This window comes from Sphingosinicella sp. SM1-17, from assembly GCF_056821765.1.
In genome coordinates this window covers 2,187,255-2,212,346 of the sequence record NZ_JBPDIO010000001.1, presented here as the reverse complement: position 1 = coordinate 2,212,346, position 25,092 = coordinate 2,187,255, and the positions used below count along the sequence as shown (strand labels likewise).

At 64.3% G+C, this 25,092-nt stretch carries 26 protein-coding genes; 20 read left to right on the top strand and 6 right to left on the bottom strand.

The features are described from left to right. Entirely contained in the window at positions 1-399 is a 399-nt protein-coding gene (locus ACRYLT_RS11105; protein ID WP_482664159.1) for a hypothetical protein, read from the bottom strand. 95 nt (positions 400-494) lie between these two features. Between ACRYLT_RS11105 and ACRYLT_RS11100 the strand changes: the two genes are divergently transcribed. The 13 genes from ACRYLT_RS11100 to ACRYLT_RS11040 all read left to right on the top strand — a co-directional run bounded on the left by ACRYLT_RS11100 (position 495) and on the right by ACRYLT_RS11040 (position 13,903). Continuing rightward, positions 495-1,718 carry an ATP-binding protein gene (locus ACRYLT_RS11100; RefSeq protein ID WP_482664158.1) on the top strand — a complete coding sequence of 408 codons (1,224 nt, stop codon included), beginning with the start codon at positions 495-497 and terminating at the stop codon, positions 1,716-1,718. A gap of 96 nt (positions 1,719-1,814) precedes the next feature. Next, positions 1,815-3,065 carry a porin gene (locus tag ACRYLT_RS11095; RefSeq protein WP_482664157.1) on the top strand — a complete coding sequence of 417 codons (1,251 nt, stop codon included), beginning with the start codon at positions 1,815-1,817 and terminating at the stop codon, positions 3,063-3,065. 126 nt (positions 3,066-3,191) lie between these two features. Next, the gene (locus ACRYLT_RS11090) at positions 3,192-4,580 is read left to right on the top strand and encodes an alkaline phosphatase PhoX (RefSeq protein WP_482664156.1); all 1,389 of its coding nucleotides are present in this window, start codon (positions 3,192-3,194) and stop codon (positions 4,578-4,580) included. Between the two features lie 199 nt (positions 4,581-4,779). Further along, entirely contained in the window at positions 4,780-5,850 is a 1,071-nt protein-coding gene (locus ACRYLT_RS11085; RefSeq protein ID WP_482664155.1) for a substrate-binding domain-containing protein, read from the top strand. Between the two features lie 54 nt (positions 5,851-5,904). Further along, on the top strand, positions 5,905-7,287 hold the full coding sequence (pstC, locus tag ACRYLT_RS11080; protein WP_482664154.1) for a phosphate ABC transporter permease subunit PstC: 1,383 nt from the start codon (positions 5,905-5,907) through the stop codon (positions 7,285-7,287). Continuing rightward, positions 7,280-8,548: a phosphate ABC transporter permease PstA gene (pstA, locus tag ACRYLT_RS11075; protein ID WP_482664153.1), complete on the top strand. Its 1,269-nt coding sequence runs from the start codon at positions 7,280-7,282 to the stop codon at positions 8,546-8,548. Before pstC ends, pstA begins: the two co-directional genes overlap by 8 nt. After that, entirely contained in the window at positions 8,548-9,324 is a 777-nt protein-coding gene (gene pstB, locus ACRYLT_RS11070; protein WP_482664152.1) for a phosphate ABC transporter ATP-binding protein PstB, read from the top strand. The genes pstA and pstB overlap by 1 nt, the downstream gene beginning before the upstream one ends. Before the next feature lie 16 nt (positions 9,325-9,340). Further along, positions 9,341-10,054 (top strand): phosphate signaling complex protein PhoU, encoded by a 714-nt coding sequence (gene phoU, locus ACRYLT_RS11065; protein WP_482664151.1) that lies wholly within the window; start codon positions 9,341-9,343, stop codon positions 10,052-10,054. After that, positions 10,044-10,745, top strand: coding sequence for a phosphate regulon transcriptional regulator PhoB (gene phoB / locus ACRYLT_RS11060; protein WP_482664150.1), 702 nt, complete (start codon positions 10,044-10,046; stop codon positions 10,743-10,745). The genes phoU and phoB (ACRYLT_RS11060) overlap by 11 nt, the downstream gene beginning before the upstream one ends. A gap of 129 nt (positions 10,746-10,874) precedes the next feature. Further along, entirely contained in the window at positions 10,875-11,201 is a 327-nt protein-coding gene (locus ACRYLT_RS11055) for a hypothetical protein (RefSeq protein ID WP_482664149.1), read from the top strand. A gap of 77 nt (positions 11,202-11,278) precedes the next feature. Next, entirely contained in the window at positions 11,279-12,172 is an 894-nt protein-coding gene (locus ACRYLT_RS11050) for an SDR family NAD(P)-dependent oxidoreductase (protein ID WP_482664148.1), read from the top strand. Positions 12,173-12,241: 69 nt separating this feature from the next. Then, positions 12,242-13,360 (top strand): hypothetical protein, encoded by a 1,119-nt coding sequence (locus ACRYLT_RS11045; RefSeq protein WP_482664147.1) that lies wholly within the window; start codon positions 12,242-12,244, stop codon positions 13,358-13,360. A 117-nt stretch (positions 13,361-13,477) separates the two neighbouring features. Next, entirely contained in the window at positions 13,478-13,903 is a 426-nt protein-coding gene (locus ACRYLT_RS11040) for a response regulator (protein WP_482664146.1), read from the top strand. A 6-nt stretch (positions 13,904-13,909) separates the two neighbouring features. On the opposite strand, the gene ACRYLT_RS11035 is transcribed toward ACRYLT_RS11040, so the two are convergent. From ACRYLT_RS11035 to ACRYLT_RS11015, 5 genes are all read right to left on the bottom strand, one after another. After that, complete coding sequence (locus ACRYLT_RS11035) at positions 13,910-14,254, bottom strand: DUF2794 domain-containing protein (protein WP_482664145.1); 345 nt, start codon at positions 14,252-14,254, stop codon at positions 13,910-13,912. Further along, positions 14,254-14,970 (bottom strand): serine O-acetyltransferase, encoded by a 717-nt coding sequence (gene cysE / locus ACRYLT_RS11030; protein WP_482664144.1) that lies wholly within the window; start codon positions 14,968-14,970, stop codon positions 14,254-14,256. The genes ACRYLT_RS11035 and cysE overlap by 1 nt, the downstream gene beginning before the upstream one ends. Positions 14,971-15,047: 77 nt before the next feature. Beyond that, a complete protein-coding gene (locus ACRYLT_RS11025) occupies positions 15,048-16,337 on the bottom strand; it encodes an amidohydrolase family protein (RefSeq protein WP_482664143.1) in 1,290 nt (429 codons plus the stop codon). A 112-nt stretch (positions 16,338-16,449) separates the two neighbouring features. Beyond that, on the bottom strand, positions 16,450-17,169 hold the full coding sequence (locus tag ACRYLT_RS11020; RefSeq protein WP_482664142.1) for a LytR/AlgR family response regulator transcription factor: 720 nt from the start codon (positions 17,167-17,169) through the stop codon (positions 16,450-16,452). Beyond that, complete coding sequence (locus ACRYLT_RS11015) at positions 17,166-18,260, bottom strand: sensor histidine kinase (protein WP_482664141.1); 1,095 nt, start codon at positions 18,258-18,260, stop codon at positions 17,166-17,168. Before ACRYLT_RS11015 ends, ACRYLT_RS11020 begins: the two co-directional genes overlap by 4 nt. Before the next feature lie 177 nt (positions 18,261-18,437). Here ACRYLT_RS11015 and ACRYLT_RS11010 point away from each other — a divergent pair, with 177 nt between their 5' ends. The 7 genes from ACRYLT_RS11010 to ACRYLT_RS10980 all read left to right on the top strand — a co-directional run bounded on the left by ACRYLT_RS11010 (position 18,438) and on the right by ACRYLT_RS10980 (position 25,092). Further along, positions 18,438-18,944 carry an RNA polymerase sigma factor gene (locus ACRYLT_RS11010; protein WP_482664140.1) on the top strand — a complete coding sequence of 169 codons (507 nt, stop codon included), beginning with the start codon at positions 18,438-18,440 and terminating at the stop codon, positions 18,942-18,944. Continuing rightward, positions 18,941-19,540: a hypothetical protein gene (locus ACRYLT_RS11005; RefSeq protein ID WP_482664139.1), complete on the top strand. Its 600-nt coding sequence runs from the start codon at positions 18,941-18,943 to the stop codon at positions 19,538-19,540. The genes ACRYLT_RS11010 and ACRYLT_RS11005 overlap by 4 nt, the downstream gene beginning before the upstream one ends. 352 nt (positions 19,541-19,892) lie before the next feature. Continuing rightward, positions 19,893-20,873, top strand: coding sequence for a HEAT repeat domain-containing protein (locus tag ACRYLT_RS11000; protein ID WP_482664138.1), 981 nt, complete (start codon positions 19,893-19,895; stop codon positions 20,871-20,873). After that, entirely contained in the window at positions 20,873-21,805 is a 933-nt protein-coding gene (locus ACRYLT_RS10995; RefSeq protein WP_482664137.1) for a transposase, read from the top strand. Before ACRYLT_RS11000 ends, ACRYLT_RS10995 begins: the two co-directional genes overlap by 1 nt. Positions 21,806-21,928: 123 nt before the next feature. After that, positions 21,929-22,621 carry a phosphate regulon transcriptional regulator PhoB gene (gene phoB / locus ACRYLT_RS10990; protein WP_482664136.1) on the top strand — a complete coding sequence of 231 codons (693 nt, stop codon included), beginning with the start codon at positions 21,929-21,931 and terminating at the stop codon, positions 22,619-22,621. Then, on the top strand, positions 22,608-23,333 hold the full coding sequence (locus ACRYLT_RS10985) for a hypothetical protein (RefSeq protein ID WP_482664135.1): 726 nt from the start codon (positions 22,608-22,610) through the stop codon (positions 23,331-23,333). Before phoB (ACRYLT_RS10990) ends, ACRYLT_RS10985 begins: the two co-directional genes overlap by 14 nt. A 181-nt stretch (positions 23,334-23,514) precedes the next feature. Next, positions 23,515-25,092 carry a hypothetical protein gene (locus ACRYLT_RS10980; RefSeq protein ID WP_482664134.1) on the top strand — a complete coding sequence of 526 codons (1,578 nt, stop codon included), beginning with the start codon at positions 23,515-23,517 and terminating at the stop codon, positions 25,090-25,092.

Genomic DNA, 25,092 nt, shown 5'->3' with positions numbered 1-25,092 from the left:
TCAGCGCGGCATCTGAAGCGAGGCGTAGCAGGTGAAGCCGCTCATCCCCGCCTGCAGCCGGCGAATATAGTTGGCGTAAGCCTGAGCGGATTGAGGGTCGACGCCGGGCGGAGTCGCCCCGCTGTTCAGCAGCTGCTTCACCTCTTCGCCCTTGAGCGGGCGAGCCAGCGGCGGCGCCGCACCGGGCGTTCCGGGTGAGGCCAGGCTGCCGTCGGGGGCGATATAGCTGCCGGCCGCGTGCGGGCCAGGAACCGGGATTTCGCAGTTCAGCACCGAACCGGCCGTCTGCGCAAGCGCCGGGCGGATGGTCACGACCGTTGAGGCGGCCGCTGCGCCGAACGCGAGCACGGTTCGCCGCGACGGCACAAGGGGGCTGTCATTCTCGTCAGTGCCGCTCATGGATTTTCCGATACACGCCCGCCCTTTATTAAGGGTAAAGCCGATCCGAATCGAGGGAAGCGGGCTGATTGTCCCGCTACGGGACGGAGCAGTTGATGGCGCGGAGGCAGGCGATCTGGGCGTTGGCGTCGGCCTCGGTGCTGTTGGTCGGCGCAGTTGCCGCCGTCTCGCTTGGAGCGCCACCCGGCGCGGCCCTGCTCGCCTTGTTGGCGGGGGTCGCCGCTTATGCCCTGGCGCCTCGACCGGAAGCCGAAGTCCCGACCCCGCCTCCGCCCCCGCCCGAAGAGGTTCGGGACGACCTTCCAGGGCTCGCCGAATTGCTGCGCGCCGTCGAGGATCCGATGCTCGTCGTCCGCGAGCGGCGCGTCCTCGCCGCCAACACGGCCGCTCGAACCCTGCTCGGCGATCATATCGAAGGCGTCGACGTGCGGCTTGCCATCCGCCACCCGGCCGCTGCCGAGCGGCTCGCCGGCACGGCCGCCGGCAATGGCAGCGCCAGCCGTACCGAACTGGTCGGAATCGGCGACCCCGATCGGCAATGGACGATGACCGTGACCCCCCTGCCGGACGGAAGTCGCCTGGTTCGGCTGTCGGACCAGAGCCAGGCGCGGGCTGCCGAGCAGATGCGGGTCGATTTCGTCGCCAATGCGAGTCACGAACTTCGAACGCCGCTTGCCACCTTGCTCGGTTTTCTTGAGACCCTGATGGAGGATGGCGAGGGGATCGATCCGCCGACTCGCCAGCGCTTCCTGAAGATCATGTTCGACGAGGCGACTCGGATGCGAAGCCTGATCGGCGATCTCATCTCGCTGTCGCGGATCGAAGCGGAACGCTTTGCGCTTCCGCGCGACCCGGTAGCTCTGATGCCGCTGATCGAGGAAGTTCGAGCGGCCGTCGCCCAGCTGATCGAGCAGCGCCAGTCCAATCTTGTCGTCGACAATCGCGCCGGGACGGCCATCGTTCAGGGCGACGGGCCGCAATTGGCGCAGATGCTCAACAATCTCATCGTCAATGCCCTCAAATATGGCCGCCCCGGGACACCCGTCAGGGTTCTTCTGGAACATTCAGGGGGTCTGGTCAGGGTCAGCGTGATCGATCAGGGCGAAGGCATACCGGCCGAGCATATCCCCCGACTGACCGAACGCTTCTATCGGGTCGACGCGGGGCGAAGCCGCTCGGTCGGCGGCACCGGACTTGGATTGGCCATCGTCAAGCATATCGTCCTTCGCCACCGCGGCCGACTGGAGATCAGGAGCAGTGTCGGTGAAGGCACTGCCGTCCAGGTCTACCTGCCCAGAGCGGAACCAGAGACGGTGTAACACGATTGTCACCTGGGTGACGCGTTTCAGTCATTTGCTGGTAATAGAAACCGTCATGACGACGTAAACTAATCGTCATATTCCAGCGAGGGGCCGATGATCCCGAAATGCTCGATATTGCTGCTGGCGGCGACCATGGTCGCCAGTGCCGCCCCGGCGCGTGGCGAACAAGCGGACGCTCTTGCCGGCGGTTCCGACCGGTCGTACTCGGGTCTGGGAACCCAGGACGGGACTTCGTCCTCGCAGACGGGCGAAACCCCTTCGGTCCTGCCGGCGACCAGCTCCGATCGGCCGCCGTCTTCGGACACGCGAAGCCGGTTCGACAGGATCTGGAGTGCGCCCACCCTCTTCAAGAATGACGATGCCGAGATCCTCAACGAGGTCCGGATCGTCGGGCGGCTCCACCTGGATCATTATGTCGTCGATTCGGAAGCGGGCGACGAGAGCGATCTGACGGTGCGGAGGGCGCGCCTCGGCGTGCGGGCGCGGCTGTTCAGCAGGCTTGAAGCCCATGTCGAAGCCGACCTCGATCTCGAAGGTGGCCCGCTCTACGATCGGCTGACCGATGCCTATCTCGCCTGGCGGTTCAGTGACGCCGCGCGGCTCACCGTCGGCAAGCATTCGGTGAAGTTCACCCTCGACGGTTCAACCTCTTCCAACGAGCTGCTGACCATCGATCGCAGCAACGTCGCCAACAATTTCTGGTTCACCGAGGAATATATACCGGGCGTGAGTCTGAGCGGCCGGTCCGGTCGGTGGAGCTACAATACGGGGCTGTTCAGCGGCGGGCGAAGCAATTCGGAGTTCGGCGAGTTCGACGCCGGCTATTTCTGGCTTGGGAGCGTCGGCCGGGACTTCGCGGATCAGTTGGGGATCGAGCGAGCGCTGCTGCGGATCGACTATGTTCGCAACGAGCCTGATCCGGGGAGCAACTTCACCAGGCCCTTCGAGAACATCTTCGCCCTGGTCTGGATCCTGGATTCGGGCGGCTGGGGTTTCTCCGGCGACCTTGTTGCCGGCGACGGCTTCCTCGGTCAAAGCGACGCCATTGGCGCTACCGCCCTGCCCTGGGTCAGCCTCACTGATCGACTCCAGCTGGCCGGCCGCTACACTTTCCTGAGGAGCGAGGAGCCGAACGGACTCCGGCTCGGCCGCTATGAGAATGCGGTGGTTCGAGGTCGCGGCGACCGTTACCACGAAATCTATGCCGGACTGAGCTATCTCATTCACGGGCACAGGCTGAAGCTCCAGTCGGGCGTGACCTATGCGAACATGCGCGACCGCGCCTCGGACGGCGGCGCGTATGACGGCTGGACCTGGACCACCGCCCTGCGGCTGAGCTGGTGACCAGAAGCAGCTTACCCGCCGCTCCAGGAGCGTGGCTCGACATTCGTTCCGGAAGGCTTTGCGTCGGCGCAACATGATCGCCACACTTCGACGATAGGGCACGGCGCCTCCTGACGGGAATCCAGCATGCTGACCAGACGAAGCTTCACTCTCGGCCTCACCTCCACCGCCTTTGCCGGACTGGCGCTGAGCGGTTGCGCGACATCGCTGGCGACCGGTTCGGTTCGCGATAGCGCGGGCTATGGCCCTCTCCAGCCCGACCCGGCCGGACTGATCGATCTTCCGCAGGGCTTTTCCTACCGGATCATCTCCAGCTTCGGTGACCGGATGGACGACGGCTTCATCGTCCCGGATCGCGCCGATGGCATGGGCGCCATCCCGATCGACGATCGCCGCTTGGCGCTGGTTCGAAACCATGAACTGACGCCCCGCCACTCGGATGCCGGGCCATTCCAGGGTGCAGCGGCGAGCAACGTCCAAGCCTTCGATCGAGGCGCTGACGGACGGCCCTTGCCCGGCGGCACTACCACGATCGTCTACGATCATCGCACCGAGCGGATCGAGCAGCAGTTTCTCAGTCTGGTCGGAACGATCCGCAACTGCGCCGGTGGAACCACGCCCTGGGGAAGCTGGCTGACCTGCGAAGAGGATGTGAGCCGATCGGGAAGCAACGGTCAGTCGCAGGACCATGGCTGGATCTTTGAGGTTCCCGCCGGCCGTCCTGGGCTGACCGAACCGGTTCCCCTGAAAGCCATGGGTCGCTTCAACCATGAAGCCGCCGCCGTCGATCCGAGGACCGGAATCGTCTACCTGACCGAGGATCGTGACGACAGCCTCTTCTATCGCTTCCTCCCGGATCGCCGGGGCGAGCTGTTCCGCGGAGGGCGTCTCCAGGTGCTGGCGTTCCGGGACCGACAGCTCGGTTCAGACAGTCGCAACTGGTCGGGCGTCGTCTTTCCAGTCCAGCAGTGGCGAGAGGTCGAATGGATCGACCTCGACCAGGTCGAAGCTCCCGACGATGATCTTCGGATTCGCGGCCACGCCCGCGGCGCCGTTCTGTTCGCCCGGGGCGAAGGTATTCATTTCGGCGACGACGAACTCTATTTCTGCTGCACCAATGGCGGCTCGGCGAAGCTCAGCCAGGTCATGCGCTATCAGCCGTCGCGTTTCGAAGGACAGCCTGGGGAGCGTTCATCGCCTGGCAGGATCCAGCTGTTCGTCGAGTCGACCGACGCCTCGATGCTCAACTTCGGAGACAACATCACCGTCGCTCCGACCGGCCATCTCATCATCTGCGAGGACCAATATTCCGACGAGGTGGCGAATCATCTGCGCGGGGTGACGCCCACCGGAGAGCTTTACAGCTTCGCCAGACTGCACGCGCAGACGGAACTGGCGGGGGCATGCTTTTCGCCCGATGGGTCGACGATGTTCGTCAATGTCTACCACCCGACGAAGACGCTCGCCATCACCGGTCCATGGAACGCCTTCCGGCGGTCCGAACGGACGACGTGACCTCGCCTTCGTGACCAGAAGAGCCCGTCGACAAGCCTTGCCAGGGCCTCGGCATTTCTCCGGCGCGGCGATCGATTCGGACCCAGTTCAGCGCGTGCAGCGTTTCCCGGAAAGCCTGTCATCATGCTGTCACGCACTGGTCACAGAAGCGGCGCGGCCCTGACATGATTCCGGCCGCCAAGCCTTACTAGAGCACCAGATGGAGGCGCACTTGAAGAAATCACTCATTGCACTCGCGGCGGCGGCGCTCACGCTCGCTGGCTGCGGCCAGGGTCCGACCGGCGAAGGTGGCGGCCAGGCCAGCTCGCGTCAGCAGATCCGGATCGTCGGTTCGTCCACGGTCTATCCGTTCGCAGTTGCCGTTGCCGAGCGTTTCTCGCAGGGTAATTCCGGCTTCGGCGCACCGATCGTCGAGTCCACCGGAACCGGCGGCGGGATCAACCTCTTCTGCGGCGGCGTCGGTCCCCAGCACCCGGACGTCGCCAACGCCTCGCGCCGGATCAAGGCGAGCGAGATCGAACAGTGCAACCGCAACGGAGTCCAGCAGATCATCGAACTTCCGATCGGGATCGATGGGCTCGCACTGATCGAATCCGCTCAGCGCCCGACCGGATTCCAGCTTACCGCCCGCGACGTCTATGCCGCACTGGCTGCCAATCCGTTCGGTCGGCCGCAGACCGCTCGCACCTGGCGGGACGTCAATCCGTCGCTGCCGGACGTGCCGATCCGGGTCTATGGTCCGCCGCCGACGTCCGGCACCCGCGACAGCTTCGCGGAGCTGATCCTCACCAAAGGCTGCGACAGCGATCCGGCAATGGAGGCGCTAAAGGCGCAGGACGAGGACCAGCACAAGCAGACCTGCACCCAGTTGCGTGAGGATGGCGCCTATATCGAGGCGGGCGAGAACGACAATCTGCTCGTCCAGCGGGTCGCCGAGAATCAGGGCGCCATCGGCGTGCTCGGCTACAGCTTCATGGAAGAGAATTCGGAGCGGGTTCAAGGCATTCCGCTCGGAGGCGTTGCGCCGACCGCGGAGACGATCCAGAACTTCACCTATCCGGGTGCGCGCAAGATGTACATCTATGTGAAGGGTGAGCATCTCGCTGCCATTCCGGGTCTTCGCGAGTTCCTTGCCGCCTGGCCGCAGGGCTGGGGACCGGGTGGCTATCTGACTCAGCGTGGCCTCATCCCGCTTCCGGATGCCGAACGGCAGGCTGCGGAGCAGATCGCCCAGAATCCGCGGCCGATTACGGCTGCCGATCTTCAGTAGTTGCGTTAAAGGCGCCGGACCCTCGGTCCGGCGCCAATTGCCACGGAAATCACAGTGTCACTGTCCGCCATCGCATTGCTGATTCTTGGGCTCGGCCTGATCGCCTGGCTGTCGGCGCGCGCGAGGGCGGCGGCCTTCGCCGGGCCGGGCAAGGCAAGGCCCCATTCCCTCCCGAGCTATCATGGCTGGTACGTTGCCGGCTGGGCAGTCGTGCCGGCTCTTGTCGTGCTTGCAATCTGGAGCGAAGTCTCCGGCAATCTCATCTACAATCAGGTGATGGCGAGCCCGGAAGCCGCAAACCTTCCCGGCTTCGGGATGGAGCGATCCGCAATCCTGGGCGAAGCCTATGCGATCGCCTCCGGGCAGGCTCGAACGGCTTTCAATCCTCAGGCCATGGCGCTTGTGCCCGTCTATGAGCGGGCCATCGCCTTCTACAACTGGATCGGCGCCGGAATCGCCCTGCTCGTCGCCTTCGCCGGTGGCGGCTGGGCCTTCACCCGGGTCTCGCCCCATTTTCGAGCCCGCACCCGAGTCGAGCGGCTGGTGATGGCCGTGCTTCTGGTCGCGTCGCTGATCGCCATCCTGACCACGCTCGGGATCATCGCGTCGCTCCTGTTCGAATCGCTTCGCTTCTTCTCGATGGTTTCACCGATCGAGTTCCTGTTCGGCCTCAACTGGAGCCCGCAAATGGCGATCCGCGCCGACCAGGCCGGATCGTCGGGCGCGTTCGGCGCGATTCCCTTGTTCTGGGGAACGATCTTCATCGGTGCCATCATCGCGATGGCGGTCGCGATCCCGCTGGGTTTGATGAGCGCCATCTATCTCACCCAATATGCCTCGCCGAAGGTGCGCGCCTGGATGAAGCCGCTGCTCGAGATCCTCGCCGGCGTGCCGACGGTCGTCTACGGCTATTTTGCCGCGCTCACGGTCGCTCCGGCTATCCGCGATCTCGGTCTCTCGCTTGGCATTTCCGCCTCGACCGAGTCCGCCCTCGCGGCCGGCCTGGTCATGGGGATCATGATCATTCCCTTCGTGTCATCGATGGCCGACGATTCGATTGCCGCGGTACCGCAGGCGATGCGCGACGGTTCGCTGGCCATGGGTGCGACGACGTCGGAAACGATCAAGCGGGTTCTTGTCCCCGCCGCACTTCCCGGAGTGGTGGGCGGCGTCCTCCTCGCCGTCAGCCGGGCGATCGGCGAAACCATGATCGTGGTGATGGCCGCGGGTCTTGCCGCAAACCTGACGGCCAACCCGTTCGAAAGCGTCACGACGGTGACCACCCAGATCGTCCAGCTGCTGACGGGGGACCAGGAATTCAACAGTCCGAAGACTCTCGCCGCCTTCGCGCTCGGGCTGGTACTCTTCCTGGTGACTCTCGCGCTCAACATCATCGCCCTGCGGGTCGTCAAAAAGTATCGCGAAGCCTATGAGTGACCTCGCTCTCCTCGACCCCACGCCGACCGAGTGGAACGGAACGGCGATGCAGCAGCGCATTCGCCGGCGCTATGCCGCCGAGCGCCGATTCAAGCTGATCGGTCTCGGGGCCGTTCTGCTCTCGGCCGGATTCCTCGCCTTCCTGCTCGTGACCATGTTCTCGAACGGGATCCGAGGCTTCACCCAGTCGGAAGTCCGGCTCGACATCGACTTCCCCCGGAGCGCCCTCTTTCTCGACCCGGCGGTGCTTCAGGGATTCGGAGCCGAGCAGGCGCTGGCGAGTGCCGACTTCGACCGCGCCCTCGCCGAAGCAGCCGAAGCCCAATATGGTCCCGGCGCTTCAGCCCTTTTCTCCAGTGGGGCGCGCCTCCGGCTTCGCGAGGCGGTACGAAGCGATCCGTCGATCCTGGCCGGCCGCGCGACCCTGTGGCTGCCCGCTTCGACCGCGATCGACATTGCGGCCAAGGGCCGGGGTTCGGCGGAGGCGGAAGGTCGCTACGACCAGTTGGCGCAAGCGGGCGCGATCCGTACCGGAATCAATTGGAGCTTCCTGACCGGATCGGACGCCACCGATCCGACGCTCGTCGGCATCTGGGGCGCGTTCAAGGGCTCGCTCCTGACGATGATCGTCACCCTTCTGATCGCCTTCCCGATCGGCGTTCTCTCGGCAGTCTATCTCGAAGAATATGCACCGCGGAACCGCTGGACCGACATCATCGAGGTGTCGATCAACAATCTCGCCGCAGTGCCGTCCATCATCTTTGGACTGCTGGGACTGGCGGTCTTTCTCAACACGATGCATCTGCCGCGGTCGGCGCCGATCGTCGGCGGACTGACGCTCGCGCTGATGACGATGCCAGTGATCGTCATTGCCGGCCGGAACGCGATCAAGTCGGTTCCGCCGTCGATCCGTGACGCCGCGCTCGGAATTGGTGCAAGCCGGGTGCAGGTCGTGTTCCATCACGTCCTGCCGCTGGCGCTGCCGGGCATCCTGACCGGCACGATCATCGGCATGGCCCGGGCCCTTGGCGAAACTGCGCCGCTGCTGATGATCGGCATGCGCGCCTTCGTGGCGACTCCTCCAGGCGGTTTCGCCGAACCGGCGACGGTTCTGCCGGTTCAGATCTTCCTCTGGTCGGACGAGGTCAGCCGCGGCTTCGTCGAGAAGACTTCCGCGGCCATCATCGTGCTCCTCGTCTTCCTGCTCGCGATGAACGGCCTCGCCATCTATTTACGCAACAGGTTCGAGAAGCGCTGGTAATGGACAATCAGACCAACGACATGGCCAAGATGACGGCGCGGGGCGTCAGCGTCTTCTACGGCGACAAGAAGGCAATCGACGAGGTTTCGATCGACGTCAGCCGCGAACATGTCACCGCCTTCATCGGCCCGTCCGGCTGCGGCAAGTCGACCTTCCTGCGCACCCTCAACCGGATGAACGACACCATCGCCAATGCGCGGGTCGAGGGACGTATCGAGCTTGACGGCGAGGACATCTACGCTCCGTCGATGGACGTGGTTCAGCTTCGCGCCCGTGTCGGCATGGTGTTCCAGAAGCCGAACCCCTTCCCCAAATCGATCTACGAGAATGTGGCCTACGGTCCGCGAATCCACGGCCTTGCCGGAAGCAAGAGCGAGCTCGACCAGATCGTCGAGCGTTCGCTGAAGCGGGCGGGCCTGTGGGAAGAGGTCAAGGATCGCCTGAGCGAAAGCGGCACCGCCCTTTCCGGTGGACAGCAGCAGCGGCTGTGCATCGCCCGGGCCATCGCCGTCGATCCCGAAGTGATCCTGATGGACGAGCCCTGCTCGGCTCTCGATCCGATCGCGACGGCCAAGATCGAGGAATTGATTCACGAGCTTCGCGGACGTTACGCGATCGTCATCGTGACCCATAACATGCAGCAGGCGGCGCGAGTCTCGCAGCGCACGGCCTTTTTCCACCTTGGCGTTCTCGTCGAATATGGCGAGACGAGCGAGATCTTCACCAATCCTCGCGAAACCCGCACCAAGGACTATATCACCGGCCGATACGGCTGAGGACGAGGATCAAATCATGCCCACCACCGGTCACACGGTCAAAGCCTTCGACCAGGATCTCGATCAACTCCGAGCGACCATTTCTGAAATGGGCGGCTTGGCGGAAGCCGCCATTCGCGACGCGATGGAGGCACTGGTGCGCCGCGACACGAGCGCCGCCGCCGCAATCGTCGAACGCGACCGGAAGATCGACTCGCTCGAAACCGATGTTGAACGGCAGGCCGTCCAGATCATCGCCTTGCGCGCGCCGATGGCGGACGACCTTCGCGACGTCGTCGCCGCGCTGAAGATCGCCGGAGTGGTCGAGCGGATCGGCGACTATGCCAAGAATATCGCCAAGCGCGTCTCGAACATCGAGGACAGCATGATCAGGCCGATCTCGCTGCTTCCGGAAATGGCGCGGATCGCAGGCGAGATGGTCCACAACGTCCTCGACGCCTTTGCGGCGCGGGATGCCGACAAGGCGGCCCAGGTCTGCGAGCGTGACGCGGCGGTCGACGATTTCTACAACAGCATCTTCCGTGCGCTCTTGACCCACATGATGGAAAATCCCCACAATATCACGCCAGCGACGCACCTGCTGTTCGTCGCCAAGAATCTCGAGCGGATCGGGGATCATGCCACCAACATGGCCGAGATGGTCTATTTTGCCGCCAAGGGCGAGCATATTGCCGATCGTCCGAAGGGCCCCGACGTGACCGATATCGGGATCGCCGACCTTGGCAGCTAAAGCGCGTATCCTGCTGGTCGAGGACGACCAGGCACTGACTGAACTGCTCGCCTATCATTTCCGGCGCGAGGAATTCGAGGTCGACACGACCGGCGACGGTGACGAGGCGCTGCTCATGGCGCGCGAATCGCCGCCCGACATCGTCATCCTCGACTGGATGATCGAAGGCGTTTCGGGGATCGAAGTCTGTCGCCAGCTTCGTCGACTCAACGAAACCGCGAACGTTCCAATCATCATGCTGACCGCCCGAGGCGAGGAGACCGATCGGATCCGTGGCCTCGAAACCGGCGCGGACGATTATGTCACCAAGCCCTTTTCGCCGCGCGAACTGGTCGCTCGGGTCGGCGCCGTGCTTCGCCGGGTTCGCCCGGCGCTTGCCGGCGACCGGCTCGCTTATGCGGACATCGAAATGGATCTGGTCAGCCACAAGGTGAAGCGCGACGGCGAGGGCATCAATCTCGGTCCCACCGAGTTCCGCCTTCTCCGGCACTTCCTCGAGCATCCCGGCCGGGTCTTCTCGCGCGAGCGACTGCTCGACTCCGTTTGGGGTCATGACAGCGACATCGAACTGCGGACGATCGACGTTCACATCCGCCGGCTGCGCAAGGCCATCAACGCCGGCGGAAAGGCGGACATCATCCGGACGGTTCGGTCGGCCGGCTATGCCCTCGATGCAGAGGGCCGGGTCTAGTCGAAGCGCGATTGGCGCCGCCGCCGGAGAAAAATCGTTTCGCCTTCGTTGAGCCTCAATCGCTGATCCCGCGTTCCTGCGGGGGCGAGCAAGCGCGTCGTCTCGGCGCGAGTGATCAAGGAGGACTCAATGAAAACAGCCATGATGGCGATCGCGCTGGCGATCGGCGGCACTGCCGCCGCCCAGACCACCAACACCGGCGGCCAGACGGCCGGTCAGACCGTCGCCCCCGGCAATCAGGCGCCGGAGCGCGACGCACGCGGTATCCCCGTCATCTCCGACCCCGCCCAGGCGCCTCCCGGCTTCAATCAGCCCCCGCAGGTCGGCGGGACCGGCGCAAGCCCTTCGGCGACGCCGACCCCCCAGCCAGCGACGGAGAATTATCCCGTCTGTTCGCGCACCGTGACCGACAATTGCGTTCAGGCCTATGAGCGGGGCGTAAGCCGACCGCGCTAGAAGGACGGCTTTTCGCCTGCCGCCAAATCCCCTACTCCGCGCGCCTCGATGTCGCGTGGAGCGGGGGATATCAGCCGATGACCATCAGTTTCGAAGGCCGGGTCGCGATCGTTACTGGCGCCGGCGGCGGGCTTGGCCGGGCTTATGCCCTGGAACTCGCCCGCCGGGGTGCCAAGGTCGTCGTCAACGATCTTGGCGGCGCTCGCGACGGCTCGGGCAGCTCCGATTCGGCCGAGCGGGTGGTGGAGGAGATTCGCTCCGCCGGTGGGATCGCCATGGCCAACGGCGCCAGCGTGACGGAGTTCGATCAGGTCGAGGCCATGATCGCTCTCGCCAAGCGCGAATGGGGCGGAGTTCACATTCTGATCAACAATGCCGGAATCCTGCGCGACAAGAGCTTCGCCAAGATGGAGATGGCCGACTTCCAAGCCGTGGTTGACGTGCATCTCGTCGGATCGGCCAATTGCACGAAAGCGGTCTGGGATACGATGCGCGACCAGGCCTATGGGCGAATCCTGATGACCAGCTCCTCGACCGGCCTTTACGGGAATTTCGGCCAGTCCAATTATGGCGCCGCCAAGCTGGGCCTGGCCGGCCTCGCCAAGACGCTGGCACTCGAAGGCGCCAAATATGACATCCGAGTCAACACCATCGCCCCGACTGCCGCAACCCGGATGACCGAGGACATCTTTCCGCCTGAGCTGCTCGAGCGATTCAGGCCCGAGTTGGTCGCACCCGCCGCCTTGTTCCTTGTTTCGGACGATGCTCCGACCAGCGCCATCGTCGGCGCGGGAGCAGGCGTTGTCCAGGCCGCCTATGTCACGCTGACCCGAGGGGTGGCTCTGCCCGAGCCCACCCCCGAAGCCGTTGCCGAACAATGGACGCGAATTACCGATCGAAACGGGGAAATCGTCCCGAAATCCGGCGCCGAGCAGGCGATGGCCGCGCTTCAGAGGCTGCAGGATCAATAGCGCCACACAAGGTGTGTTGTTCAGCTATAACACGTGTGGTAGAGACGGCTCTCCAGGGAGGAGAGCTTTATGTACAGCGAGAGCGATCTTGAAGCCGCGGTCGCCGGCGGCGCACTGACGCCGGAGCAGGCGAGCCGGTTTCGCCAGTTCGTCGCGGCGGGGCGGCACATGCCGGTCGTGGACGAGGAACATTTCCGACTGCTGACCGGGTTCAACGACATCTTCGTCGCCATCGCGACCGCGATCCTGCTGGTGGCGATGGCCTGGATCGGCCATTCCATCGGCCCGAATCTCGGCATCGACGGCCCCTCGCCGACGTCGGGGATCCTGGTCGCCGCCACCGCCTGGGGTCTGGCGGAATTCTTCACAAGAAAGCGACGCATGGCGCTGCCCAGCATCCTCCTCCTGCTGGCGTTCGTCGGCGGCCTGCTCGCCGCGTCGGCCTTTTCCATCGCCGTGATCCTGGGCGAGGAATATTTCCGCGATGCGCCGCGCGCGGGCACGCTCATCCTGGCCGCCGCCGCCGCTGTTGGGACGCTGGGGGCCTGGCTGCACTGGCGGCGTTTCCGGGTACCCATCACCGTGGCGGCCGGAGTCGCCGCGGCGGTTGCCTTGGTGATCGGTCTGATCGCCTCGGCCCTGATCGGCGATGGCGACAACATGACCGAGGCCCGCGCCGAGCAGGTCCGTTCGATCCTGGAGGCGACCGCGCTGCTGCTCGGCATCGGCACCTTCCTGTTCGCGATGCGCTGGGACTCCACCGATCCCCGCCGCGAGACGAGGCGATCGGACGTCGCGTTCTGGCTCCACCTGCTGGCGGCGCCGCTGATCGTTCACCCGATCTTCTCGCTGATGGGCCTTACGGAAGGCCAGCTCGGGGCGCTTGGCGGGATCGCGGTGGTCCTGCTTTACGTGATTCTCGGGCTGGTGGCGCTGGCGATCGATCGCCGCGCCTTGCTCGTCTCGGCTCTGGCCTATGTCCTGTACGCGCTCAACAGCCTGTTCGAAACCTATGGCGCCGTCGAGCTGTCGGTGGCCCTCACCGCACTGGTGATCGGGTCGGCCCTTCTGCTTCTTTCCGCCTTCTGGACCACGGCGCGGCGGGCGGTTGTCCGGCCATTGCCGGATCGGCTTCAGAACCGGCTACCCGTCCTCGATCGTCCTGCCGCGGCCACGGCAACCGCCTAGTTTCGACCGGTCGAACCCCGCTTCCCTCCGGCTTCGGCCGGAGGGATTTTTGTTGGGGAACCCTAGCGCCCGGTGCAGGTTGGGAGGATTGAACCCGTCGTCCAGGAGGAGGAGGACATGTCCGACACCGAAGCCGCCTCCAGTTCGGAGAAGGAGCGCAATGTTCTGCTCGTCGAGGATGAGGAGCTGGTCGCCCTTGATCTCGTCGAGTCGCTGAACCGTCGCGGCTGGCGGATCGTCGGCCCGGCGGCGACGCTGGAAGAAGCGATGTCGCTGGTGACGGCAGGGGTCGAACTCGACGCGGCAGTGCTGGACGTCAACCTTCGGGGGCGCTGGGTCCATACCCTGGCCGAGGAACTGGCACGGCGAGGCGTCCCCTTCGTGATCTGCACCGGCTATGAGCTGGTCGATCCGGACAACAGATTCGCCGACGCGCCGGTCATCGCCAAGCCGATCATCGGCGACCGGGTTGGAGCGGCCCTCAACGAACTGCTCGAAGCGCCGCACAAGCCCGCACGCGAAGCATCCCCAAAGCCGTCCTGAGGCGGCTCAGCCGCCCCTGACGAGCTTGAGCAGGCGTCGCTCGATCGGCGCCAGGACGGGCCCGAGCTCATGGCCCCGGCGCAGCACCTGCCCACTTTCGCCGATCAGCGCCCACTGCCCCTGCCGATGCCGCAAAGCGGGCCGCTTCTCGATTCGATATTCCGGACGGTCGGCCGTGCGTCGGAAGGCCCAGAAGGCGGCAACGTCCGGACGAAACTCGACGGCATAGTCCTTCCACAGGCCAGCGGCCACCATCCGGCCATACAGGTCGACAATGCGGTTGAGCTCGAACCGTGTGAAACCGACCTGTCCTGCCTGTCCGGGCCCGGGGAACGGCAGGACGGTGCCCATCAGGCCCGGCTCCGATCGCTGGTCTGTCGTTCTTTGGAAGCCCCGCCCCGGGTCCGATCGCGTTCCTCGATCAGCTCCGCAACGCGCTTGCGCAACTGCTCGACCTCGCACTGGAGGATTTCGAGCTTCTGGGTCGCTGGATCGTAGACCTCGGAACAAGGCGTTCCGTAGGGCAGGAAGCTGGCGGAACTCTGCTGCGCGTCGACAAGCGTCGACCGGGCCGGGATCCCGATCATCGTGGCACCTTCCGGTACGTCCTTGGTGACCACGGAGTTGGCGCCGATCCGCGCGCGCTTGCCCACGGTGATGGGGCCCAGCACCTGAGCGCCGGAACCGATCACGACTCCGTCCTCGATCGTCGGATGACGCTTGCCGCCGACGCCGTCGTGCGGACTGGTTCCGCCAAGAGTCACCTGCTGATAGATGGTGACGTCGTCGCCGATCACGGCGGTTTCGCCGATCACGACGAAGCCGTGATCGATGAAGAAGTTGCGGCCGATCGTCGCGCCTGGGTGGATGTCGATCGCGGTGAGCATCCGGGAAAGATGGTTTATGAAGCGGGCCAGGAAGTAAAGCTCCCCCTTGAACAGCCAGTGCGCGATCCGGTGGAGCCCGAGCGCCCAGACGCCCGGATAGAGCAAAATCTCCCATCGGGTTCGAGGCGCCGGGTCACGCGTCTTGATGGAATCGAGATAGGCCAGGAGGCCGGATGCCATAGCGTCGATGCTCTTGCCGTTACGACCGTGAGATAGACCCGAAGAGGACAGATTTCCAGCCAGGGACGCGAAATCGTCTAGTCGCCAAGGATAGCACCCTGCTTCACTCGGAGGCTCGGCGAACGAAGCACTTCCAGGTTGCCCAGCGGGTTCTCGTCGAAGGCGAGCAGGCTGGCTTCGCTCCCCTCGCCAAAGCTTCCGATCGCCCGTCCGGGGAACAGGGCATGCGCAGTCTCCACGGTCGCCCGGCGCAGAAGCTCGGCCCGCGGCATGATTGCGAGACCGTCCAAGTAGAGGATCTCCTCGACCACCGTTCCCATCACTGCATCGCTGCCGATCGCCAGCCTTACCCCGGCGCTTCGAAGCCGAGCGAGATTGTCGATCTGCTGAGCACGAAGTGCCTCGGCATTCTGCGGTCGCCGAAGCATGTCGTGCCGAGCCGCACTCGCCGTCGTGATGACCACCGTTCCACGTCGTGCCGCCTCCGCGATCACGGCGTCGGCAATGCGGTAGTCCGCTGCCGTCATTCCTTCGGCAATCCGGTAGCCGGGAAGATGGGCGATGATGTCTGCACCGGCCCGAACGGCGATAGCGAAATCGGCGGCGCTGTCCGCGTGGGCAACCACTCGGATCCCGGACGCATGCGCCCGCTCGACGATCACTGGGACAAGTTGGGGGTCCAGGCCGAGATAGCCGAATAGCTCAGGATTGGACCGATCCTGTTCCCGCCGTTCGGAATTGATGAGGATGACCTTGATCAATGTTGGCTGGCGGGCGACGATCTCCGGCCAGAGGCGATCCAGGTCGGCGAGCGTGTCGATCGGATCATAGTTGCGGCGGATCTCATCGACATCGGCCTCCATCCCGACCTCGCGCATCGAAGCGAGCGCGATTCCCAGCGGGTGGCCGTCAGACGATGAGATGCAGGCGTCGGCATAAACGACATCCATGCTGGTCGCTCGATTGAAGAAACCGGCGAAGTCCCGGCGCAGGTCGGGGCGGGAGCACATCTGAACCGAATAGAAAACGCCCTGCCGGAGGTTCTTGTCGTTCGAATTCGGCGCCATGTGAGCGTTCTGCAGATCGTGATTGTGCGCTTCCACGAGCGGCGGCATCACCCATCGGCCGTCAAGCGAGACGGTGATATCTATTCGGGCCGGTCGTGCGGCGGTGAGCCTACCGCCAACCGAGTACCAGGTTGCCGGGGCAAAGCCGCTTCCATCGAACCAGCGGCCGTTGACGAAGGCCATGTTCGGAGTCGCAGCTCGAACGGCGGCGGTCGCTTCCGTCGCTTCCGGCGCGTCGTTCTGAGCCGCGGCGCACGGGGCAGCGAGGCAGACGGCGATGAAGAAGCGCATCAGGTGCATGTCATTCTCCCATTTGAGCAATGCTCCGCCTGTGCGCACCCAGGAGCCCGCCGGAAAGAGCGTCAGCGAGGAAATGGCGGGAATCGGGCCAGGGGTGGCGCGAACCGTGCGATCAGCGACGGAGCCGCAGCTGCGCCTCCAGCTCGGCACGGAAAGTCCGGCTCAACGGGAGTCGAGCGCCGCATGTGAGGGTGAGATCCGCATCGCCGTTGCGCCGCTCGGTCACGGCTTCGACGGCTTTCACGCGCACCAGCACGGATCGATGGCAGCGCACGAACCCGAACCGGCCGAGGCGTTCCGCCAGAACTCCGATCGGCTCACGAAGCAGATGCACCTCCCGGCCGACATGAAGGCAGAGATAATGGCCAGCGACGTCGACATAGTCGATCGAGTCGACCGGGATCAGGTCCGTCCGGCGACCGTTGCGAACGGCGATATGATCATCGGCATTGCCGTCGCTCGGCACGTCGATCAGCCGCCGACGTACGCGATCCAGGGCTCGGGCCAGCTCGGCTTCTCCGACCGGCTTCAACAGATAGTCGATCGCCTCAAGCTCGAAGGCAGGCAGCGCATGATCGGCCCGAGCAGTCAGAAAGACGATCAGCGGACGCACCTCCACGGGCGTTGCGCGGATCAGGTCCGGCCCTTCTCCGTCGGGTAGCGTCACGTCCAGGAAGAGTAGATCCGGCTCGGCCGATCTAAGCAGGGCGGCCCCGGTCCGCATGTCTCCCGCCTCCCCGACGATCCGCAGATCCGGATGAATTTCGGTCATTCGGCGCAGACGCTCGCGGGCCAGCACCACGTCCTCGATGATCGCCGTCCGAATGATCACGGATCGACTTCCAACGGCACTCGAAGGATGGCGTGGGCACGGCCGGCGGTGCGCTCGAACTGAAACTCCGAATGCTCACCATAGATCGTCGCAAGGCGCTGCCTGACGTTGGCGAGTCCAAGGCCGGGGCCGGAAGCCGCCGGCTCGGCCGCCATATCGTTGGTGATCTCGATCCGAAGCATGCCTCCGTCCTGCGAGGCCGAAACCGCGATTGCTCCGCCGTCGGGCATTCGAGAAACACCGTGAACGATGGCATTCTCGACCAACGGCTGGAGCAACATGGAAGGAAGCCGCGCTTCCCAAACTTCCGGCGCGACTTCGAGGGTGAAATCGAGGCGATCGCCAAGCAGCAGACGGTGCAGTTCGACATAGTCGGCGATCGAGGCAAGCTCGTCGCGAAGGGCACTTGAGTCCGGCCGCTCCAGAGTCGCCCTCAACAGCGCCGACAACCGGACCATTGCCCGATCCGCCGAGGCGGGATCCCGATAGCCAAGCGCGGAGATGGCGTTGAGCGCGTTGAACAGGAAGTGAGGGGCGATCTGCGCGCGCAGGGCCTCGGCCTTGACTTGCGACAGAAGCCGCTCACGGGCCCGGTAGCGGCCGAAATAGGCGACGGTCTGCCCAATCGCGACCATCGCTGCATAGGTCGGCAGGGCGAAGAGGCTGGTGATCAAAGTCGCCGGCGCAAAGTTGACGAATGCCTGCTCCACGCCCGTTGCGGAGAACGCCGCCATCAGGAGCCGGGCCGCGGCGATTCCCATCGCGGTCAGAAGAGGCGTGACAACCAGGGACAGGACGACGAAAACCAGGATGTGACGCGTAGTTCGGCGAAGTCCGATGGGAAATCGTCGGCTGAGTCCAAGGAAGATCGGCGTGGCGAGCGCCCAAGGTGCGAAGTGGAGCAGCATCTGGGCGAACGAAGCCGCAATCCCCCCCATGGACAGATCCGGGTCGTTGCTGGCGAGGTTGGCCGCTGGACTCCATGCGGCGGCCGACATCACCCAAATTGCGGCAATCGTTCGCCAATGTCGAAGCGCGAACCCGACGGGTGGCGCGTTCTCAGGCCCGTTTTCGACTTGTACCCCGCTCATCGAATGGTCTCATATTGAAGCCGACTGGAGTTGGCACGTCTACCGAGCAGGCGACAGGCGGGCACCGCTGTTCCGCGGCGGGACGAAGGTTGCAGCAGGCTGGCAAGCCTGTCAGCAATGTGATTAGCGCACGATCATGCGGGGGGCCGAGCCTGAGCTTTGGGATATGAGGGCGCCGTGACTGCCGTGGGCGACCCGCCGCCGTTCGACCAGATCGTCGGCGAATATGGGCCCCTGATCTCCCGTATCGCCATGTCCTACGAAGCCGATCCCGTGCTTCGCGAGGACCTCACCCAGCAGATATTCCTCGCCATCTGGCAGGCCCTGCCAAGCTTCCGCGCCGATTCGAGCCTGAAGACGTTCATTGCGAAGATCGCCCAGAACCGCGCCATTTCCTATGTTGCCAGGCAGGTCCGCCAGCCGCCGGTCGCCGAAATTCCGGAGCGGATCGAATCGGACCTGCCCACCCCCGAGGATGACGCAATCGGCGCCAGCCAGCGCCGCGCCCTGCTTGAAGCGACCCGACGCCTGCCGCTGCCGCAGCGCCAGGTGATCATCCTCGTCCTCGAAGGCTTCGATTATGCCGAAATCGCCGAAATGCTGAACATCGCGCCGAACGCGCTGGCACTGCGCCTGTCGCGCGCAAAGGCGGCGCTCAAGTCCATGCTGGAGCAGGGTCGATGACGGACTTCGATCTCGACCGGCTCGGCGACGTGTGGCGCCAGCAGCCCGATCCTGAAGAAATCGACGCCCTCAAGCGCACCGCCGCCGGAGTTAGCCGCCGCGCCCGCTGGGCCGAGCTGTTGGACATGATCGCCGCTCTCGCTCTGGGCGGAGTCGTGGTCTCGCTCGTCGCTCTGAACCCGGAACCCGACACGATTCTGATCGGCGTCGCCGTTTTGCTGTTCCTGCTTGCCAGCCATGTGCGCCAGCGGAAGCTTCGCAGCTTGGAAATCAAGAGTTTGACCGGAACTGTCGAGGAAATGTTGAGTCAGTCCATCGACCGGATCGAGGTGAGACAGAAGAGAATTCGGTTGACGGCCTTTCTCGCTGCGCCTGGAATGATGCTCGGCCTTCTCTTCGCCTACATCGTCGACAGGAGTTCGGAGGGCAAACTCCTCCCGCAATTACAGCCCGGGTCGCTTGTCGCCATAGTGATCGACTTCGGCGTTGGAGCAGCCCTCGTTATCGGTGCCATTCACCTCATCCGCTCCTATCGGCAGAATCGAAGGGAGCTGGAGAGACTGCGGTCGCTTCGGCAAGCCTATCGCCAGGAGTAGCCGACCGGATTTCCGGAGTAGCGGACCCGCAATCGCCATTAGCGATCTTTCAATCTTTCGCTGCGAGACAAGTGCCATCCGAATGAATCTAGAGGAGCGCTGCGGATGAGCACGAACTCGTTACCCCTCCGTCTCGAAGTCGAGAAGCTCCCTGAGCTCAGGACAGAAGTCGCGATCTCGAGCTCCACGAAGCAGCAGGAGGTGGGCGGAGCCGCTTGCTTCATGGTTGCTGCGGGGATCGCGCTCTACGTCGCCAACTGATCTCCGGGAACGTCCAGGCGCGCCCGGGTCCGATCGGCATTGCAACTTCCGACGGGCCGACATTCTCGGGACCATCCAGGACGTCTGATCAATGATCGCTGGTGACGAACTTCGGCGCTGGTTGAGCGACCAGCCTGCGCGCCGGGCCGCCCGGAAAGCCGCGGACACACTCGCCCAAAGCTGGAACGACGGCCCGGTACACCAGAGAATCTCGGCCGTCATGGCTTCGGCGGCGAGCATGGATGCCGAGGAAATCGCCTCGGTTGCCGCAAGACTGTTGAACGAGGATGAGTGGGTTTCCAATGTCATCGACGAGCTGACGGACGCCGCTAGTCGACAGCCCTACTTCAATCCTCCGTTCCGATATTTGAGCGGCGATCTCCATACCGGGCTTGTTCTGTTCGAGGACGATCATCTCTCACTGGCGGCGGGAGTCAGCCGGGTCATCGATCTGGCGGCCCGCAAGGGTGGCCCCCGTGGCAAGACTTCGATCGTCTTCTCCGGACAGATGTCCGTCATCAGGTTCCTGAAATCGGGACAGGCGCGACTCTCATTCTGGGAAGCGCCGACTATTGACGGAAGTTTTACTGCAACCGACGCGGGCAGGTGCATCCGCACGGGCGAACGAGCGATTGCAGACGGCGAGACACTGATCGTCGACGGCCGCCACCAAAGCTTCGTGGTCGAGCATGCGCGCGCGAACCTCTTCATCTTGCAGGCAAGCATCAAGCCTGATCAGGCGCCACTCAGCGTCGAGTATGATGCACAGACGCACGAATATGTCGGCTCCAGCGCCGCCGACGACAGCGCCTCTCGGATTCAGATGCTCACGACCTTGCTGCGCAAGCTCGGGTACGAAGCGGCATTCCCGGTCATTTCCGAATATCTTCGACACCCGCATTTCTTCGTTCGCTGGCACGTGATGCGAGAACTGCTCGGACTCGACGCACAAGCCGCGCTTCCGCACCTCAAGCGTATGGCCGCACACGATCCTCACCCGGAAGTGCGCCATGCCGCTCGAGCGACCCTCGATTATGTCGAGGCCGCGGCTGACCAGAAGAAGGCGGCCTGATGGCACGGGTCATTCCCGCTTCGGAGACGGACGCCATCAGCCTGGGTGACCTCATCCAGGCACTGAACGACGAAAGCTTCGATCCGGCCGACGAGGAGAGTTTCGCCGCGGCCGCCCCGCTTCTGAAGCGGCTTTCCAATAATCGAGACTTTCTTGCCGAGCTCGCCGTTGTCGAGCTCAAGGATCGCTGCAGCCGGCAAAGCCTCGAGAATCGCTACAGCGCGCAGGTTCTCATGCTTCATCGGGCCTCGGAAAAATACTTCATCCGCGCCAATTTCTGGCCGTCCCCTCGCGACAGCCTGTTCAAGGCCAGCGGCACCTCCCCCTTCTTCTACCAAGTGCCGCATGACCACAACTTTTCGTTCCTGACCGTCGGCTACCTGGGGCCGGGCTACTGGAGCGAATATTATGAATATGATTATGAACAGGTGGCCGGGGTTCCGGGCGAGAAGGTCGACCTCAAGTTCGTCGAAAAGAGCCGACTCGAGCAGGGCAAGGTGATGCTCTATCGGGCCCATCGCGACGTTCACAACCAGTTGCCGGCCGACGAACTCTCGGTCTCGATCAACATCATGGAAGCGACCGACACCCTTCCCTTCCTCGATCAGTATCGTTTCGACGTGAAGAATTGCGAAATCGCCGGCATTCTCAATCGCACGTCGATCGAGGCGTTGCTCGCGCTCGCCGCCAATCGCGACAGTGGCAACGGGCGGGACCTGGTCGAAAGCTTCGCCGGGCGGCACCCCTGCGACCGGATTCGCTTTGCCGCTCTGCGCGAACTCGCTACGGCTCAGCCCGACATCGACTCGGCCTTGGAAACCCTCGCGCGAGGCACGGCGTCGGCGAGCCGCCTCGTGGCGGAAATGAGCGCACGGGAAATGGCGCGGTTGGAAGCCGGCCGCCGCTGGATCGACAAGCCCCGTCCAAGCTGAGGGCAGCCGCCAGCTTTCATCAAACCGTCATCACTCAGTCACAAGAGCGTGTCGCTGACACGCTAAGCCCGACAATGTGATAAGACCATCGACCCCGCTCTCCGGCGCAGAAGGCAGCCGCGCGTGAAGGGCCGGCTGCTTCTCGTCGAGGACGATCCGAGCCTCACCGAGCTGCTGACCTGGCATTTCGAGCGGGAAGCGTTCGAAGTCGCCCACACGCCCGACGGCGAGGAGGCGTTGCTGCTCGCCAAGGAATCGCCGCCGGATGTCGTCCTGCTCGATTGGATGATCGAAGGGCTTTCCGGGATCGAAGTCTGCCGGCGGCTTCGCCGCTGCCCGGGTACCTCCAACGTGCCGATCATCATGCTGACCGGACGCGGCGATGAAGCGGACAGGATTCGCGGCCTCGAGACCGGCGCCGACGATTATGTCACCAAACCCTTTTCGCCGCGTGAGCTGATCGCCCGGGTCGGCGCGGTGCTTCGCCGGATGAGGCCGGCGCTTGCCGGCGAGCAGCTGAGCTTCGCCGACCTCGTCATGGACCTCACCGCCTACAAGGTTCGGCGCTCCGGGAAGACGATCGCCCTCGGCCCGACCGAGTTCCGGTTGCTTCGCCACTTCCTCGAACATCCCCGGCGAGTTTTCTCGCGCGAGCGCCTGCTCGACGCAGTCTGGGGGCGCGAGAAGGATCTCGAACTCAGAACGGTCGATGTCCACATTCGCCGGCTGCGCCAGGCGATCAACACACCAGGCCATCCGGAACTGATCCGGACGGTCCGATCGGCCGGATATGCACTTGACGATGACGCGGCTTGAGTTTCGCGACCGGCGTTTGTGGACGGCGGCGAGCGTGCCCGCCGGGCTTCTGCTCATATACCTGCTCGCGCCACGGACATCGGAGCCCGTTCCGGCGATCGAACTCGTCCCGCCCCAGCAGCGTCAGGCCTCGGCCCCATCTGCTTCGTCTCTTCCGCAGGCCCAGCCTAGTGCTCCGGCAGCCATTCCCTCCACCGAGGGACTTCGGCTGTTCGGTCTGCTCGGGCGGGGAGCGATCATCGGGCTTGCCGACGGCAGCCAACGCTTCGTTCAGGTCGGGAGGGAAGTCCTGCCCGGATTGAGCGTCGCCAGGATCGAGCTTCGCCACGTCGTCCTCGAGTCGGCCGGCGGCGAGGTGAGACTGGGGTTCGACGGCGTGGCCCAACCGCGATCACCGGAGCCAAGCCGGGAAACTCCGGACCAGGCGCGGCCCGAAGCCCGCTGGCGCGAAGAAACGCTGCGCTATCGGGTTGGCCTCGAACCGCGCCAGGTGGACGGGCGGGTTACGAGTTTCACCATTCGGCCCGGCGCCCGCCTCCCCAAACTCGAGCAAATCGGACTGCGCCCAGGCGACCTCATTCTTCGAGTGAATGGAAGCACGTTCGACGAGGAGCGGATGATGGAGCTTGCCTGGCAAATGGATAATTCCGACCGCATGGAGTTCGAGATTGAACGCAATGGTCGCCGGATGACCATAACGAGCGCAAGATAGTCCGGTTACAATAATGTTACGCCTTCGCGACTTTATTATTTCGGTACAGTGTAGGACTTGTTGCACTTCGTTACTTGTTCAACTTGTAACATAATTATCATGAAGCCGGCCTAGCTCGGCGCGGCAAGGGCAGCGCCACCCGGCGAATCGCCCTGCCGAACTACAAAAGGGGAATTCCGCCATGTCGAAGCTTCGCACGTTGTTCCTGCTCACCACCGTGATTCCGCTTGCCGTCGCCTGCGGACCGAATGACGTCGCGTCGCCCGGCGAAGGCGGCCTCGTCGTCGTCAACCCGCCCGCCCCGCCGCCGCCGCCGCCGCCGCCGCCGGCCGCAGGCGGTCCCGCCGCAAGCTGCCCGTCGGGCACCGTCGACCGGGGCGTGATCGCCAACAAGCGGTCGTGCGAGCTTCCGACTCGCTTCACCCAGGACACGACCATCCAGAACCTGCCGGGCGTCGCCTATTCCATCTCCGGACCGGTCAATGTCGGCACCGATTGCGGTGGCGATACCGCGGCGCCGCTTGCGGGCTGCCAGCCGGTGACGCTCACCATCCAGGCCGGAACCGTTCTGTTCGGGTCGGCCGGCAACGACTATCTGGTCGTCAATCGGGGTTCGCGGATCAACGCCGTCGGCAACGCGTCCAACCCGATCATCTTCACCGCTCGAGCCAATATCGAGGGCACGGTGACCGATAGCAGCCAGGGCCTCTGGGGGGGCGTGATCCTGCTTGGCCGCGCTCCGATCAGCGACTGCAACGCCTCGGTCCCGGGCGGGTCCGCAGGGTGCCAGCAGGTGATCGAAGGAACGACCGGCTCGCTCTACGGCGGCTCTTCGCCCAACGACAATAGCGGCACCATGCAATATGTTCAGATCCGCTATTCCGGCTTTGCCATTTCGGCCGGCAACGAGCTTCAGGGGCTTACCCTTGGCGGTGTCGGCCAGCTGACCACTTTGGATCACATCCAGATCCACAACAGCTCGGACGACGGAATCGAGATTTTCGGTGGCCGCGCGAACCTCAAATATCTGATCGTCAGCGGCGCGGACGACGACAGCCTCGACACCGACCTCGGCTATCGCGGCACCATGCAGTTCGTGATTGCGGTACAGAAGCCGACCGGCGACGGCGACTCGATCATCGAAGCCGATTCCGGCGGCAATGAAGATGCGCTGCCGCGTCAATATACCCGGATCTCGAACATGACCGCGGTCCAGACCCGCGTCGGCTCGGGCGGCAACGCCATGCTGATCCGCGGCGGTGCCGATTACGCGCTGCTCAACAGCATCGTCGTCAGCCCCGCGGCCTGCCTCGACATCGACGAGACCGGTGGCACGACCACCCGCGCCGCCGACGCTTCGGTTCAGGACCTCGGTGCGCCGCAGTTCCGCTCGGTGCGGCTCGCCTGCCCGACCGCCTTCCGCAACGACAACAATGTCACCACAGACACGGTGGCGGCGATCTTCGGCAGCGGCAGCAACAACAATTCGTCTACGCACACGTCGACGCTGACCAACGTCTACGTCAACGGAGCGAACGAGACGACGGTGGCTGCCACCGATCCGACGCCGTTCAATGCCGACCAGTTCGCCGGGACCGGGCAGCCGAATGCGTCGGCGCCGAACCGGCTCCAGGCCGTCACCTATATCGGTGCGGTCCGGGACGCCAGCGACACCTGGTTCGCCGGCTGGGCCTGCAATTCGAGCTACGTGTCGTTCGGCGCAAGCAGCGGAAACTGCACCGCCCTTCCGACCACCTGA